Origin of the sequence: Pseudomonas sp. TH04, assembly GCF_016651355.1 — a bacterium.
Classification (GTDB): Bacteria; Pseudomonadota; Gammaproteobacteria; order Pseudomonadales; family Pseudomonadaceae; genus Aquipseudomonas; species Aquipseudomonas fluorescens.
On record NZ_JAEKEA010000001.1, the window covers coordinates 3,321,212 to 3,336,776 of the forward strand.

Sequence of the window (15,565 nt, forward strand, 5' to 3'; positions counted from 1 at the left end):
CGGTGCCTATAAAAAGGATTCAAGTAGATGTTGCCAGTTAGTCAATCGTCTTACCCGGTACGTCCAGTCATATACGCCAATCAACCCCCTGATGTCGTAAAGGCCCCCGCATTGGCGTCCTACACCACCGATCAAGCTGCCCGGCAACTGCTGCGTACCAGTCATGAACGAGGGTTTAAATGGCAAGACCGCAACCGCGACGGCGTAGTGGATATTGCCTATGAGTTTTTCACTCCCGACAACCCGCACGCGGTCAGCCATGTCCCCAAGGGCGCCAGTGAATTAAGTGAGCATCAAAAGAAACTGGCGCGTATGTCCATGCAAGCCTGGGCCGACGTCGCCCGTATCACCTTTTCGGAAAACAGCGCCAGTACCGAAGGCCGACTGACCCTGGGGCTTTACGCAGGTGACGGCGAGTCCTATGCGTCCCTGCCCTATCCCCGGGACGTCAAAAAAGGTGGTGAGGCATGGCTGGATAAAGGGCATGCGCAACCCAGCACGGACCGCTACGACCGGCAGGTCATGGCACATGAAATTGGTCATACGCTGGGCCTGGATCACCCAGGGGACTACAGCCAACAACCCGCCGCGCGCCATTATCTGCAGGACACTCAAGCCTACAGCCTGATGAGTTACAACCCCGAGATCCGCAGCGGTCAAAACTTCTCGAAAAACGGTGAATGGACCCACTACCCGACGGCGCCGATGCTGCATGGCATTGCGGCTGTGCAGGCGCTCTACGGCTCGAACCACAAGACCCGTAGCGGCAACACCGTTTACGGCTTCAACTCCAATACTGATCGCGACTATTACAGCCTCACGTCATCACGCGACGCGCCAGTCTTTTGCATATGGGACGGCGGCGGCATCGATACGCTCGACTGTTCCGGCTTTGACAAGCAGCAAACCCTCAACTTGAACGCCGAAGCGTTCTCTGATGTTGGCGGAATGAAAGGCAATGTCTCCATCGCCAAAGGCGTGACCCTGGAAAATGCCATTGGTGGCACCCATAACGACACGTTAATCGGCAACAACGCGAACAACCGGCTAACGGGCGGTGGCGGCGCTGACACCTTTAGAGGCGGCGGCGGCGCTGACGTTTTTGTCTACGACAAGGCGAGCGACTCGACTGTGGCCAGCGCCGACCTGATCACCGACTTTGTCAGTGGCAGAGACAAGATCGATCTCACGGGCTTGAGCAAAGCAACCCTTACTCAGCTGCGACTGGTGCGCGCCTACACAGGGCGCGCGGGCGACACCGTAGTGAGACTCAACCCGTACAGCCAGCGCTATTTTGTGGCCATTGACCTGACCGGAAATGGCCAGACGGACTTTTTGGTCAAGAGCACCCGGTTGATCAGGCCTCACGATATTACCGGCCTTAATACCCCCCGATAACCGTTCAAGTGAAGGCGCTGCTTGAGCGTTCGCGCCTGAAGCAGTGCCTGACTTCGTCGATAGCGTTAACGACTGACAGAAGGTAAAAATCCATGCTCAGAACCAACCCGTCCCCTATCACGCCTGCTTTTTCGAATGCCCAGGCCGCCGCGCCGAACAGCCAAGCGGCCAGCACGCCTACAAGCCTGAGCAACCCAAAAAAATCCTACAATACCGATCAGGCCGCAGAACAAATCACCCGATTGGGCTACCGCTGGAAGAACATAAACCGTGACGGCACTACGCACATTTCCTACCAGTTTTTCACCCCGTCCATCGCAACGTTCAATTCGCCCAAGGGCGCCAATGAATTTACCGCCGGCCAGAAAAGTGACGCAAGGCGCGCAATGCAGCTCTGGTCAGATGTGGCCAATGTCACCTTCAGGCAAAACGCCCCCTACGCCGAAGGGAAGATGTTATTAGGCAACGACCCCCACCTCCGGTTTGCCGGAGCAGGCTCCTACCCAGGCATCTACAGGGACGGCACGCAGGTCTGGATCGCTTCCGATGGCAAGGAAAGAGCACTGAGCCAAGACCATTTCGAGCAATGGCTCATGAACCATGAAATCGGGCATACCCTGGGCCTGCTGCATCCCGGTCATTACAATGGCGCCGGTGCCAGCTACGCCACCGATGCAGGGTATGCCGAAGACACCCGGGCCTACAGCATCATGAGCTACTGGTGGGAAGGCAATCTCGGCCATGACTTCGCCAAGCAACAGCGCACGTACTACCCCTGCACCCCAATGATGGACGACATCACCGCCGTGCAAAAACTGTATGGCGCCAATTACACCACCCGCAACACCGACACCACCTACGGCTTCAACGCCAACGCCGGGCGCCAAGCGTTCAGCCTGCGATCTTCAACGGATGCCCCCGTATTCTGCATATGGGACGGCGGCGGTCATGACACCCTGGACTTCTCCGGTTTCCACCAAAACCAGCGCATCAACCTCAAGGCCCAACACTTTTCTGATGTCGGCGGCATGCGAGGCAACGTCTCCATTGCCAATGGCGTAACCATCGAAAATGCGATCGGCGGCTCGGGGGATGACCTGCTCACGGGTAACGCTGCGAACAATCGCCTCAAAGGTAGCGCAGGCGCTGACGTGCTGACCGGCGGGGCCGGGGCCGATACGTTTATCTACGACAAGGCCAGCGACTCGACCCGGGATCGCTCCGACCTGCTCAGTGACTTCAGCAGTGGGCAGGACAAAATCGATGTATCCGGGGCATTGCATGAGGCGCGTGTAGAGAGTCTGCGCTTTGTGGCACGGTTTAGCGGCCGGGCGGGCGAAGCGGTATTGGGCTACAACCCCAGCACCCGGGAAAGCAGCCTGGCCATCGACTTGAACGGCAACGGCAACGCCGACCTGTTCATCAGGAGCAGCCGTGCAATCAAGGCCAGCGATGTGATCGTCAATGGCTCAACGGCCCACCGGCTGCTGCCACCCGCACCGCCAGCCACCTCATCATTGCCCACGGTCTCTTGGCCCGCAGTCAAAATCAACGCCCCGCAGCGCGCACCGTTTTCCCTGCAGAACTGGTCCAGTGAGTCGCTCAAGAACTCCCCCATGTATGCCTCTGCCAAGGCGGTGGGCAGCATCCGCGAGGTGACCGTGGTGCGCGACTCATGGGGCTACGAGCGGGTTCACTACACGACGTTGGGCACCGGCTCGCTGATCGACTCAGGCGCCAGCGTATTGACCAACAAACACGTGCATGACGCACTCGCCAAAGGCAGCAAGCTGGAACTGTGGCTGGGGTACACCGAAGATCCAGGCGGCCGCATGCGCGTTGAACGCAAGGTGCCGCTGGACAGCCGCGCGATCAGCAGCGACGCGCACCTGGATTACGCCGAATTGCGGGTCGACTTGCCCCAGGCGCAGATCAGCACGCTGGCCAAGCAGTTCCCGCCGCTCAAACTGGCCGATAACCCACAGGCCCAAGCCGGACAAAAAATCTTTATGCCCAACCACGGCCAACAAGGTCAGGGTATTTCTTTCCTGAACGCCGACGGCAAGCCCACCACCCTGTTGGGGCTCAGCACCGACAGCGGCCGCCAAAGCACCTTCTATCATGACGCCTACAAAATACCGGGCACGTCCGGCTCTCCGCTGATATCCGCCGACAGCGGCGAAATCATCGCGCTGCACTACGGTTCAATCATCGGCCAAGTGGGCAATAGCCACGCCTCAAGAGGCGCCGCGACACGCGCTGAGCTGATCCAGCAGCACCGCAAACAGCGGCGCCTGTGATGGCGGGTATTCGGGTGAGCCGCATCCGCCGCGAAGCGCGGCGGCAGCTTGCCCGGTGCCCGTTACAACGTCGCTGTTCAGTTCGGCAGCGGGGCCGCTTCGGCAGGCTTGTGCACATCAGGGTAGGAGGCCGGATAAAGTCTGAACCTCGTGAAGGAATAGTTCACGTACACGATCAGACACAGCATTTTAGAAGCAAGGATTCAGGCTCAACTTTCTTGGGTAAATCCGATACAGCCCACGCAAAAAAATACTGTTTGTTGTTCAGCCAGCAATCGCTGGCATAAAAACCCTAGTTAACATTTCGAAATGAAAACACACTGCACATAACATCTTTTCAAGATCAGCACAGACACTTACTTAGACACATATCTGAACATTGGAAATCCAAATCGCCGTTGATAACTTCATCCAACGCAAATGGAAACTGCGGGCGTCACCGAGAAGGGAAAACACAACTATCCGGCAAGAGTTATTACTTTGAAAATACACCCTGGAAAACTTTCCTATCCGCTCAATTCGCTTGCTGCCCAACCGGCCGAGCGTTCCTCTCGCCTTTCCGATTCCCGGCCGTTTGTCCAACCTTCAACCCAGCACCGTTTCGTGCGCCCGCACGCCCGACAAACTGTTCAGGCCGGTCGTCAATGGGATAGCTCGGCTGCGAGCGCAGGGAACACCAATGGCAGCCAGTACGACGCAACCCTGCGCGCGGACGACCCGCACCTAGGCAAAGCCAACAGGCTGTCCTTTGATAAGCAACAGGCCATTGAGCAGCTCACACGGAAGACAACCACATGGCAGGACTTGAACCAAAACAATAAAACCGAGATTAGCTATTACTTCAAATACGAGCAGGGTATTGGATTCAACGCACATCAAAAACAGGAAGCCCGGCGCTCCATCGAGTCCTGGGGCGACGTGGCCAATCTAACGTTCACTGAAAACGGCGGCTCGGCGGAAGGGCAGTTGACCTTCAAAATATCCGACGCCGTCAGCGTTGCCGACGGCGCCTTCCCTTACAGCCGCTTCATGGGCAGCCAAGGCGGGGATACCCGCTACAACCAAAATTATGTGGCACGGCCCCACATAACCCATGAAGTTGGACACGCCCTCGGCCTGAGGCACCCGGGTGACTACGACGGTAAGCCAGACGATACGAAACGAATCTATGCCCAAGACTCCAAGGCCCATACCATCATGAGCTATTACGACGCTCAAACCAGTGGCAAACGTGTCAGATATGACCTGATGGCCCCCATGATGGATGACATCAGTGCGATCCAACACAAGTACGGTGCCAATTATAAAACCCGCCGGGAAAACAACATTTACGGGTTTAACTCCAATACCGGGCGGGATTACTACTCACTGAACAGCAACCGCGATAGCGCTGCTTTTTGCATATGGGACGGTGCCGGTAACGACACGCTTGACGCCTCGGGTTACCACACCAACCAGGTTATCAACCTCAGGGCGGGGTCGTTCTCCGACGTGGGTAACGGGCAAGGTAACGTCTCGATCGCCCGGGGTTGCACTATCGAAAACGCCATTGGCGGTTCAGGTGCTGATGCGCTGATCGGTAACGATGAAGATAACCGGCTTACTGGCGGGGCCAGCGCTGATCGTTTACGCGGTGGCAGGGGCGCCGACAGTTTTGTGTACCACCACGCCAGTGACTCCACGCCGCAAAACCCGGATGAAATCATGGATTTCACCAGCGGCACCGACAAGATCGATGTAACGGGTGCGTTGAGGAGTGCCGGCCTGTCTTCCGTGTCGGTCGTCAATGCCTGGAGCGGCAAAGCCGGTGAGGCGCTGCTCACCTACGATGAAAGAAGCGGCATGGGTTCGGTGGCCATCGACCTGAACGGCAATGGCAGAGCGGACCTATTGATCAAGACCCATGGGCGGGTCAAGCCCACAGACATCACCCCGTTGTACAAACACGAGCTGCCTGCACGTGGTGCGCGGCCTGTGACACCCACTGCGATAAAACCGCGTGTTGTCTTCCACAGCGCCCGCGACTCAGGTGTTGCCAACGCCCGGTTACTGACGAACTTCAACAGTGGCGCCGACCTGATTGACCTGCGTGCAATCGAGAAAGAAGCGAATAAGCGCCTCACCTCCGTCAAACAATTTACCGGCAAGGTCGGGGAGACCATCGTGAGCTTTAACCCACACAGCAACCGCTACTTCGTCGCAATCGACTTAACCGGCAACCGTACAACGGACTTCCTGGTGAAAAGTACGCAAGTGATCAAGCCGAAAGACATTCTGGTGAACTGATAACAAAACGTGAGAAGCCCACCGCGAAAGCTGTGCTGACCCGAGGGCCAGCAGAGCCTTCTACCCGGTTGAACCGTTAACTCAGTCCGTACCGTATTTCGGGTTACGCGGACCGTACAAAATCCCCGTACGCTGCCCGGCCGACAGCAAACGCACACTGGCGATACCGGCAATCGGGTGCGCGGCATCGGTAGAGCTGTTGATCACCTGCTTGACCGCCGCCGAGATCAGCATGCCCACCAGGCCGCCGCTGTTGTTGTTGCCTTCCTCGCTGGAAGCACGTGCCGAACCGGTCCACAAGGTGGTGCCGGTGCGCAGGTCTACCAGCTTGGCCGAGGCGGTCACGGAGGTGTCGCTGGAGATCAGCATGTACTTGGTGCCGTACTCGCTGACGGTGATGTACAACGCCGCGTCCGCACCAAAGATGTCATGCAGCTTGGCCGGTGCCACGCCCTGGATATCGTTGGCGGTGGTCAGGCCGTTCTGGCGGAAGGTTTCGTCCACCAGGGCAATCGGCAGCACGTAGTAGCCCGCTTCGGCCAACGGGTAGGTGACCTGCGAAACCAGGCTATAGGACGCCTGCACTTCCGGCGATTCATTGATCGGCGGCAGTACCAGGATCGACTTCGGCCGGGCCTGTTTATACGCCGTGTAATCAATGGTCTTGGGCGCCGCGCAGCCGCCGAGCAACGCCAGGGCGAGCAAGGCGCCGGTGAGTTTTAACAGGCTCATTTGGCAGCGACTCCGGTTTTGGCGTTTTTCAGCAGAAAGTCCATGTACGAAGCCGACTCGGGGAACAGTGCCTTCTCGGTGCGAAATTCCTGCACCATCTGGTCATCCTTGCCCATGCTCAGGTACAGCATGCCCAGGTGCGCGTGGTAACCCGGCGGCGCCTTGCGGCCACTGGCGTTGATCTTTTGCAGATCGCGCTCCAGTGCTTCCACCTGTGCTTCCTTGGGCTCACCCTTGAAGTACTCGTAAACCTCTGCCTGGTAGCTTTCCCATTGATACAGGGGTTGGGGCGCCGTCTGGCACCCGGCGACCGTTGCGATTGCTGTCAGCATCAGCGCCAACTTAACTGCCTTGCTCATCCTTGTACTGCTCCTTGAGGTGCTGCTGATCAGTTGCGCGGGTTCCAGGCGCCGGCATTGATGCCGTCGACGAGGCGGTTGATTGCTTCGCGCATGGCCAGGTCGAGGACCTTGCCATTGAGGGTGGAGTCATAGCTGGCGGTGCCGCCGAAGCCCACGATTTCACGGTTGGACAGGGCGTACTCACCGGCGCCCTGAGTGGAATACACCACTTCGGACGTGCTGATGTTGACGATATTGAGCGCGACCTTGGCGTAAGCCACCTGGGTTTTGCCACGGCCGAGAATGCCGAACAGCTGGCGGTCGCCGGTCTCTTTGCGGCCGAACTCGGTCACGTCGCCGGTCACTACATAGTCAGCGCCCTTCAGCTTCTGCACGGTGCCTTTGATCGCGGCTTCCTGGGAGATTTCGCCCATGTTGTCGCGGTCCAGCACGCTGAAGCGGTTGGTCTGCTGCAAGTGGGTGATCAGGATGGTCTTGGCCTGGCCACCGAGGCGATCAACGCCATCGGAGAAGATGCCGCGCATGTAACTGGAACGGTTATCGAACTTGCCTACGGCAATCGGTACACGTACGCCGGAATAGGCCACGCTGGCGCTGGCGACTTGTTCCACCGGCATCGCGCGATTGCTCTCCGTGGCGCAACCGGCCACGGTCAGCAGCGCTGCGGCGGCAACGCCCGACAGCAGGATTTTGGACAGTGTTTTCACAGGGTGCTCCTAGGGTGAGAGGTCCGTGGTTGCAGCAGGTGAACCAGCGGGAGGGACTGTTGTGTACGTCATCTACGCTGTGGCAGCGATCAGAATTTGCTGAAAAAATGCGCGATCTTGCCCAGCGCCGCAACATCGAACGTGTCGGGCCAGCAGGTAGGTGTTTTGGCAAGGATGACCGGCGCAGAACAGCCCGGTTGGACAGTGCAGCCCGCCATCAGGCAGGTGACTGGGAGAAAAGCAGAAATGCGCATTGCTTGATTCGTCCTTGAAAAATGCGGTGTAGCCAATGCCGCGACATTTTACGGGGTTGCCCGGTGTACTCAAGCGGTTTTGCTGCCAAGTGGGCGTTCACCGCCCAACGGCAACGCCCGCCTCGTCGGCGGTTCTAGCCAGGCGCACCAACATTTTGCGGTGGCCAACGGGCCGAACAACCTGCGGCCCCCCCGCGGCCGAGCACAGTGGAGTGCGGCCAATCTGACAGACACAGATACAAAAGTGGGAGCGGGCTTGCTCGCGAAGGCGGTGGGTCAGTCACGTGAGGTATCGACTGGTCTACCGCTATCGCGAGCAAGCCCGCTCCCACAGGGGTTTGGCGCTGGGGCTTAGAACGCGTAACGCACTGTCGACAGCTGCGCTGAAAGCAAACCCAAGCTACCTGAAACACCCACATCCAAATGTGGGAGCGGGCTTGCTCGCGAAAGCGGTGTGCCAGCCAATGCATAGATCGACTGACCCGCCGCCTTCGCGAGCAAGCCCGCTCCCACAGGGGTTTGGCGCTGGGGCTTAGAACGCGTAACGCACTGTCGACAGCTGCGCTGAAAGCAAACCCAAGCTACCTGAAACACCCACATCCAAATGTGGGAGCGGGCTTGCCCGCGATAGCAGTGTGTCAGCCAATGCATAGATCGACTGACCCGCCGCCTTCGCGAGCAAGCCCGCTCCCACAGGGGTTTGGTGGTGTTGGCTTGGAGCGCGTAACGCACTGTCGACAGCTGCGCTGAAAGCAAAACCCAGCTACCTGAAACACCTCTATCCAAATGTGGGAGCGGGCTTGCTCGCGAAAGCGGTGTGCCAGCCAATGCATAGATCGACTGACCCGCCGCCTTCGCGAGCAAGCCCGCTCCCACAGGGGTTTGGTGGTGTTGGCTTGGAGCGCGTAACGCACTGTCGACAGCTGAGCTGAAAGCAAACCCAAGCTACCTGAAACACCCACATCCAAATGTGGGAGCGGGCTTGCCCGCGATAGCAGTGTGTCAGCCAATGCATAGATCGACTGACCCGCCGCCTTCGCGAGCAAGCCCGCTCCCACAGGGGTTCGGTGGTGTTGGCTTGGAACGTGTGCCGCACTGTCGACAGCTGCGCTGAAAGCAAAACCCAGCTACCTGAAACACCTCTATCCAAATGTGGGAGCGGGCTTGCTCGCGAAAGCGGTGTGCCAGCCAATGCATAGATCGACTGACCCGCCGCCTTCGCGGGCAAGCCCGCTCCCACAGGGGTTCGGTGGTGTTGGCTTGGAACGTGTGCCGCACTGTCGACAGCTGAGCTGAAAGCAAAACCCAGCTACCTGAAACACCTCTATCCAAATGTGGGAGCGGGCTTGCTCGCGAAAGCGGTGTGCCAGCCAATGCATAGATCGACTGACCCGCCGCCTTCGCGGGCAAGCCCACTCCCACAGGGGTTCGGTGGTGTTGGCTTGGAGCGCGTAACGCACTGTCGACAGCTGCGCTGAAAGCAAAACCCAGCTACCTGAAACACCTCTATCCAAATGTGGGAGCGGGCTTGCTCGCGAAAGCGGTGTGCCAGCCAATGCATAGATCGACTGACCCGCCGCCTTCGCGGGCAAGCCCGCTCCCACAGGGGTTTGGCGTTGGGGCTTAGAACGCGTAACGCGCTTTGAGCATCACGCCATCGGCGTCAAAGCCACTGCGCGCCTGGCGGGTGTAGCTGGCGCCCACGGTGAAGTCCGAGACCTGGTAGTTCACGCCCACACTCGCCTCGTAGCTGTCACGCGCCACCGACGCGCCGGTGGTGGTGAACGCCGCACCACCCGCCACAAAGTTGGAGGTTTGCGCGACGCGATCACCCATCAGGTCGTGGTACGCCATCAAGGTCGCTTCCGGTTGCAGGCTACCCGCGCCCATCGGCAGGTTGCCGGCCAGGCGAAGACCGGCGCCCAACTCACCCACTTCATAACGCTGCGAACGGGTGCTCAGTGCCGCCGCCGAACCTTTCTCGTCGAAGCCATCCATGCGCACGTTGGCATAACGCGCCGCCACGCGCGGTTCGATTACCACGGCCTGCGACGGCTTGAAGCTGTAGCCGCCGATCACGCTGGCTGCCAACACATTGCTGTCGTAACTGCCCTTGGCCGTGGTGCCTGCCACATGGCGTTTGCTGTCGTTGTCGTTGTGGCCGTAGCTGAGGCTGCCGTCGACAAACCAGTTTTGCAGCGCCCAGTTGCCATACAGCGACAGCGCGTGGCCCTCGACGTCGGTCTTGTTGCCGAGGTCCGAATGGATGTTGGAATTGAGGTAGCTGTAGGCCATGCCCAAGGTGGTGGTGTCGTTCAAACGACCGTCCACACCCACCGCCATGCCGCTGCTGTTGGCCGAGTAGCCGTTGTTACCGCCGCGCCCGTCCTGGTCCATGTTGCTGCTCAGGCCCTGCACCCACACGCCGCCGGTTTGACGGCTTTCGCGCTGGTCGGTAAGGCGGTTGAAGATTGCGCCATTGATAACAGTCTGCCCCGACAACGCCACATCCAGCGCGCCACGGTTGACGTCCGGCTTGAGCTGCTCGCTCACTTGAGCAAGCTGTTGCGCAGTCCCGGCGTTGGCGAGGGACTGGAACACTGGGTCGTTCTGGTTCAGCCCGCCGAGCACCTCGTTCTTGAACGTATTCACCGCCGTGGCCGCTGCGGCGCTGGCACCTGCACCGGCAAGTTCCTGCTGCACTTGCTGGTTGTCTTTAACTGCGACGACAGCCTTGACCGTTTGCGCATCCGCCGAGTAGCTCAGCACGTTGAGCAGCGATGACGAACTGGCAACCGACAGGCCGTTGTTCTGCACACTGGTGGCCTGCAACAGGGTGTATTGAGTGCCGTTATTGGTGCGCGCAAAGTCGCCTGGCTGCGCACTCACCGTGAGCTTCGACGCCTGGGCGAAATTAGCCGTACCGTTGACCGACAGATACGGCGTGGTCGGCACCACGCTGTCGGCCAGGTGCATATCAATGCCCGCACCGCTGGCGACGTTAAGGTTGCCGCTGATCGTGGTACCGGGCGCGGCCAGGTTCAACGAGCCGGAATTAATCGAGACCGGCGCGATGATGCGCTGGCCGGCAAAATCAGCTTGGCCGGCGACATTCACCGCACTCAGGTTGAGCAAGTCGCCGGTGATTTTGCCGCCCGTCCAGTTCAGCGTGGCAAGGTTGGCGGCGTCGATGGCCGTGCCGGATTTGCTGCGGATCTCGCCTGCTTGCTGGTTGATCTCGAAGGGCGAAGTCTGGTCGCGGGCATTGACCAGGATCGCGGTGCTGTCGGCACTGATCAGACCCCGGTTGATAACGCCGCGCGCGCCCGACTGCGGGTTCTGGGTAAAGGTCGCCCCAGTCAGATGCACAGCCACCGCATTGGCGCCGTTGGCTTCAATCGTGCCGGTGTTGAGCAAGTAATCGAAGGTGCCGGAGTTGAACTGTACGGCCCTGGCCATACCACACCGCTGTTTTCTATACGCAGGTCACTGGTGTCGGTTTCAACTTCAATGCCCAACGCCTCTTCGCCCGTGACGCGGATGGTGCCGGAGTTGAGGATTTTGCCGCCGACGGTCACCGGCATGTTGTTATGGGTGTCCAGGATCAGGCCGTAGCCGTAGATGGAAGTGACATCAATCAGGCCGGAGTTGATCACGTCACCACCGACGGTCGTGCCATTGAGGTACATGCCCTCGCCGTCACTGTCCGACCCCGGCACGTCAACGGTGACGATAGTTCCGGAGTTGATCACGCTGCCGCCGATGTTCGCGGCGCCCACCTCAAAACCTTCGGCCCAGGTCTGGTTGGTGAGCCTGATCGTACCGGCCTGGATGACATCACCGGTGATCGTGCCGCCACGGGCAAGCAGATCAGAGTCCAGCGCGCCATCCACCACAAAACCACGGATGTTGAGGCCACTGCCATCGATGTTGTAGTCGGCGCGGTTGATCAGCGAACCCTGAACATTGGTCTCGGCAACACTGGCCCCATCGACATTACGCTGGGTAGCCACCACATTGCGCGACCCGACCAAGGTGACAGGCTCGTTGAACACCTGGCCTTTCCACTTGTTCTCGCCGCTGCTCACGTCGAATTCCACCGCAGCAACATGCGCGGCGCCTGCGCTGACCATCAGGGCCAGCAGGGTTTTCTGGAACGGCTTGCGCTTCATTTCAAACTCCATGAACTACAGTCAAAGCCGCCAATACGCCCGGCGGCTGTAGGTGTGCTGAGCGAGGGACCAGATGATCCGAATGTATTCCCCCAAGGCGCCCTGCTGAACCCCAGGCGCGAGCAATCGCACCGCAGCCGGTGGTGGCAGAAAAGGGATTGGGGAGGCGAAGTTCACATTAATCCTTAATGTCGTTTTAAAACGCTGCAGTCCATGCAGCCCGACCGGTTGCGGGTGGGCGGGGTAAAGACCCGGACTTGAGGGAAATGGTTCCTTTAGCGGTAGGACGCTTCCCCAAACTACCGAGGATTTGCCTGATATCCGTGAGCGGACGGCAGAATGCGTTGGGGATGGTGGGGTTGGGGATCGGCGAAAGGGGGTTGAGTCAGGGCGTTGGTGCCTTGCGTGGGTTTGGGTGGGGGGCTTATAGTCCGGCCCGTCGCCCAACAAGGGCGATCGGATTTGGCGATCCGTTGACCGTATGCGAAAGCTTTCTGCTTGCTTGCAGGGGCTTCCGTACCCGCATCGCTGCTTTATGGCAGCTGTGCGCGGGAGACCTTCGGGTCTGCCGGAACTCGGTCCCGGTTCGCCAACCTGCGTACAGCTGTCACCCATTCGTTTGGCGACGATAGGTGACAGCTTCACTCTACTGACCGAGGTTTCACCATGAACCAATACATGCCCCTAACGGGCCACGACTGCACCGTCCCCGCTCTGCTTATCGACACCAGCGCGCCCCTCGACGTACTCCACGACGCCGCCGCGTACCGGATTCGCGCCGTCACGCAACTGTTGGAAAACCTGGCCTTCCGCGAACAGCTCAGCAGCGATGCTGTGGTGCTTCAAGACTTCGCCCAACTACTGGCTATACCGCTGCGGGATGGGTGTGATTTGCTGGATGTCATTATTCGCAGGCTTAACAGCGTCAACTGACCGCGACAGGGCGGCTGACGAGTTGCCCTGTTAATGGTGAGGCAGTGAATAGGTGCGGGCCACGCTTGGGCAGTAAAAGTGGCCTGTCGCCTATGCAGCCTTGGCGCTGTGAAAAGCATGCACTGGGGGAAAAGGGAACGGATTTATTTTATAGCCCTTAAATAACTCTATCCGCTTTGTACCCTGATGCCGAAACGTTCGGTGGCAAGGGCCGAAATCAGAAAAAATGGCCACTCTACGAAGATTAAGTAAGTGCCATTCAAATCCGTGCCCTTTTTCTGCTCTATTTCCTCCCGGCGCAAATCTGCTCCCAGCCTTTCACGATGGTGCCGGTGTACTTGCCACAGGTCGCCCCTTCCAAATTCGCGTCGAGCGCGTCGCGCTCAGGCGCAAGCCATACCGCGTCGGCCAAGTACACCGCGCCCGCTGCCAGCAGCAGAACCACGGCCACCCGCGTCACCATGTAGCGCGCCGTGGCCCGAGGCGTGCGCAAGCGCTCGAACACAAATGCGAACAGCAGCCCAATGCCACACATCAGGAAACCGCCCAGCGCCGCTCCGAAAGCGCCGGCGGTAGAGCTGTCGAAGGAGCCCCACGCCAACATACAAACGCTTGCACTGACGAACATCAGCAGCAGGCACAACCCCTGCACCAACCGCCATCCGACTACCGCTAAACCTGCCATCTGAACCTCACGTGTCATGGGAACCTCGTACCTATATGCGCCGGCTCATTCAAAAAACGTGGTCTGACCCCAATATCTCACCAATATCTCTCTTCAAGGGAACGTGGTACCGATGCGCCCCAGGTCACCCGAGAACCAGATGCCGGTCACTTTGCCGACCACATCCTCATCGGCCACCTGGCCCATGAAGCGGCTGTCATTGCTCACATCGCGGTTGTCGCCCAATAAGTACACATGGCCTGGCTCGACGCGCAGAGGCGCCAGCGTAAGGGAATAGTCCTTTTTGACGCGCTCGGCCGGTGCATGGAACAACCCCAGGTTCTCGCCGTTGCGGATCAACTCGCCATTGACGATCGCCAGCGTGTCGCCGCCAATGCCCGCCACGCGCTTGACCGCCTCAGTGCCGTCCCAGCGGTACACCACGATATCGCCCACCTTGGGCGCACCTGGCCGCAGGTCAGAGATGATGTAGTCGCCAACCGACAGCGTAGGTGCCATCGAGCCCGACGGTATGAAGTAGTTTTTGAAGCCTAGCAGCGGCGCGCGAAACACCTCGAATAGGAGCAAGGTGATCACGATCAGCACACCCACGTAGAGCACATGGAAACGCTTGCGTGGCAGGCCTGGCGGGCCGTCGTAACGGCGGGCAAGCACAGCGGAGGCAATCGCGGTGGCCAGCTTGAGCGTGATGATAAAAGCGATGAATACATACAGCCCGACAGGCGTGGCGGCCAACCCGCTCACCCCCATCAGCACAACGCCGATATACATCAGCGCCGCCACCCGGATGGCCCATTTGATACGGCCGACGTACACCAACCCCCAGCCTGCAAACAAGCAGGACATCAGAAAGGCGAGGAGCGAGAACTTGCTGGATTTCATTGGTCATCCTTGATGAGAGGCGAAAAGGGGCAGATTTATTTAATTAACAAAGCACTCGAAAAATCAAATAAATCCGTCCACTTTTTTCTTTTGGCTGATGCCTATTTTTTGCTCTTCTGATTTTCTTTATGCAACAGTAACCTTATCGCCATTAACCGACTCAAATACCGCCCCCACCACTCCTGCTGCCTCAAATCGAAGTTTCACATCTTCGCTTACTACAATCGCGCCCAAATATTTTTTAATCCTAAAAATATGAAAATCACCTACTTTTGACTCATCTATGGCCAAATTATAAAACGCGCGGTATTGACCAGCCATGTCTGGGCGCACAGGATCATTCACTGAAAACTTTGTAAACCTTGAAGACTCTTCATCTACACAATCTATTTGTGTTTCTATGATCATTAGAAAATAATTTTGCGAAACGTGTTTCCCTTCGATATCAACGGGCTCAAAGACCACATTATGATAAGTTTGATCGACTTCAGACAAACCTATGAGTGAATTTCGAGCTCTCTCACTCAGAACAGGAACACTCGCGTAGCCCGCTAGAGAATAATCAATTTCAACGCCGTCGAACCTGACATCGAGCGTATATCTGCCAGGCTCCATGAAATTAAGGGGTGGATTACTAAAGTTCCAATTATCCACGTGCCTCACATCGCCGAGCACCCACTTTCCGGAAATAGAAAGATCCTGACGCAGCAAATAATATTTCATATCAATCCCTAGTCAGCTACTTATTAACTTCACTACCCACTATAGGAAATAGGGGTCAGACCACTATTCTTAAACTTTTAACACACACTTTTCCGGGCGTCCTGACACACTCGGCGAAACTCCTTTACCTA

General features: G+C 58.3%; 11 protein-coding genes and 1 pseudogene. 4 read left to right on the plus strand and 8 right to left on the minus strand.

What is annotated here, in order from left to right; all coding sequences use genetic code 11:
- Positions 1-111: 111 nt before the first annotated feature.
- The 3 genes from JFT85_RS14955 (at position 112) to JFT85_RS14965 (ending at position 5,984) form a co-directional block, all read left to right on the plus strand.
- Positions 112-1,398, plus strand: coding sequence for a M10 family metallopeptidase C-terminal domain-containing protein (locus JFT85_RS14955; RefSeq protein ID WP_201230068.1), 1,287 nt, complete (start codon positions 112-114; stop codon positions 1,396-1,398).
- 92 nt (positions 1,399-1,490) lie between these two features.
- On the plus strand, positions 1,491-3,698 hold the full coding sequence (locus JFT85_RS14960) for a M10 family metallopeptidase C-terminal domain-containing protein (RefSeq protein WP_201230070.1): 2,208 nt from the start codon (positions 1,491-1,493) through the stop codon (positions 3,696-3,698).
- 420 nt (positions 3,699-4,118) lie between these two features.
- Positions 4,119-5,984 carry a M10 family metallopeptidase C-terminal domain-containing protein gene (locus JFT85_RS14965; protein ID WP_242486539.1) on the plus strand — a complete coding sequence of 622 codons (1,866 nt, stop codon included), beginning with the start codon at positions 4,119-4,121 and terminating at the stop codon, positions 5,982-5,984.
- Between the two features lie 81 nt (positions 5,985-6,065).
- Here the strand turns inward: JFT85_RS14965 and JFT85_RS14970 are convergent, their stop codons facing one another.
- From JFT85_RS14970 to JFT85_RS14990, 5 genes and pseudogenes are all read right to left on the minus strand, one after another.
- Positions 6,066-6,716 carry a DUF799 domain-containing protein gene (locus JFT85_RS14970; protein ID WP_069552901.1) on the minus strand — a complete coding sequence of 217 codons (651 nt, stop codon included), beginning with the start codon at positions 6,714-6,716 and terminating at the stop codon, positions 6,066-6,068.
- Positions 6,713-7,075, minus strand: a complete 363-nt coding sequence (locus tag JFT85_RS14975) for a DUF4810 domain-containing protein (protein ID WP_053253757.1) — start codon at positions 7,073-7,075, stop codon at positions 6,713-6,715. Before JFT85_RS14975 ends, JFT85_RS14970 begins: the two co-directional genes overlap by 4 nt.
- 29 nt (positions 7,076-7,104) lie before the next feature.
- A complete protein-coding gene (locus JFT85_RS14980; protein ID WP_053253756.1) occupies positions 7,105-7,785 on the minus strand; it encodes a CsgG/HfaB family protein in 681 nt (226 codons plus the stop codon).
- 89 nt (positions 7,786-7,874) lie between these two features.
- Positions 7,875-8,039 (minus strand): hypothetical protein, encoded by a 165-nt coding sequence (locus tag JFT85_RS14985; RefSeq protein WP_155512274.1) that lies wholly within the window; start codon positions 8,037-8,039, stop codon positions 7,875-7,877.
- Positions 8,040-9,662: 1,623 nt separating this feature from the next.
- A pseudogene (locus JFT85_RS14990) lies at positions 9,663-12,211 on the minus strand (autotransporter domain-containing protein).
- A gap of 678 nt (positions 12,212-12,889) precedes the next feature.
- Between JFT85_RS14990 and JFT85_RS14995 the strand changes: the two are divergent.
- The gene (locus JFT85_RS14995) at positions 12,890-13,144 is read left to right on the plus strand and encodes a hypothetical protein (protein WP_017136667.1); all 255 of its coding nucleotides are present in this window, start codon (positions 12,890-12,892) and stop codon (positions 13,142-13,144) included.
- 283 nt (positions 13,145-13,427) lie between these two features.
- Here the strand turns inward: JFT85_RS14995 and JFT85_RS15000 are convergent, their stop codons facing one another.
- The 3 genes from JFT85_RS15000 to JFT85_RS15010 form a co-directional block, all read right to left on the minus strand.
- Positions 13,428-13,847 carry a hypothetical protein gene (locus JFT85_RS15000; protein ID WP_017136666.1) on the minus strand — a complete coding sequence of 140 codons (420 nt, stop codon included), beginning with the start codon at positions 13,845-13,847 and terminating at the stop codon, positions 13,428-13,430.
- A gap of 75 nt (positions 13,848-13,922) precedes the next feature.
- A complete protein-coding gene (lepB, locus tag JFT85_RS15005; protein ID WP_053253754.1) occupies positions 13,923-14,711 on the minus strand; it encodes a signal peptidase I in 789 nt (262 codons plus the stop codon).
- Between the two features lie 126 nt (positions 14,712-14,837).
- On the minus strand, positions 14,838-15,434 hold the full coding sequence (locus JFT85_RS15010) for an imm11 family protein (protein ID WP_053253753.1): 597 nt from the start codon (positions 15,432-15,434) through the stop codon (positions 14,838-14,840).
- Positions 15,435-15,565: the final 131 nt, after the last annotated feature.

Excerpts from the sequence above, each read along its gene's own strand:
- JFT85_RS14960 (WP_201230070.1), top strand. The coding sequence starts at position 1,491 with ATGCTCAGAACCAACCCGTCCCCTATCACGCCTGCTTTTTCGAATGCC.
- JFT85_RS14965 (WP_242486539.1), top strand. The coding sequence starts at position 4,119 with ATGGAAACTGCGGGCGTCACCGAGAAGGGAAAACACAACTATCCGGCA.
- JFT85_RS14970 (WP_069552901.1), bottom strand. The coding sequence starts at position 6,716 with ATGAGCCTGTTAAAACTCACCGGCGCCTTGCTCGCCCTGGCGTTGCTC.
- JFT85_RS14975 (WP_053253757.1), bottom strand. The coding sequence starts at position 7,075 with ATGAGCAAGGCAGTTAAGTTGGCGCTGATGCTGACAGCAATCGCAACG.
- JFT85_RS14985 (WP_155512274.1), bottom strand. The coding sequence starts at position 8,039 with ATGCGCATTTCTGCTTTTCTCCCAGTCACCTGCCTGATGGCGGGCTGC.
- JFT85_RS14995 (WP_017136667.1), top strand. The coding sequence starts at position 12,890 with ATGCCCCTAACGGGCCACGACTGCACCGTCCCCGCTCTGCTTATCGAC.
- JFT85_RS15000 (WP_017136666.1), bottom strand. The coding sequence starts at position 13,847 with ATGACACGTGAGGTTCAGATGGCAGGTTTAGCGGTAGTCGGATGGCGG.
- lepB (WP_053253754.1), bottom strand. The coding sequence starts at position 14,711 with ATGAAATCCAGCAAGTTCTCGCTCCTCGCCTTTCTGATGTCCTGCTTG.
- JFT85_RS15010 (WP_053253753.1), bottom strand. The coding sequence starts at position 15,434 with ATGAAATATTATTTGCTGCGTCAGGATCTTTCTATTTCCGGAAAGTGG.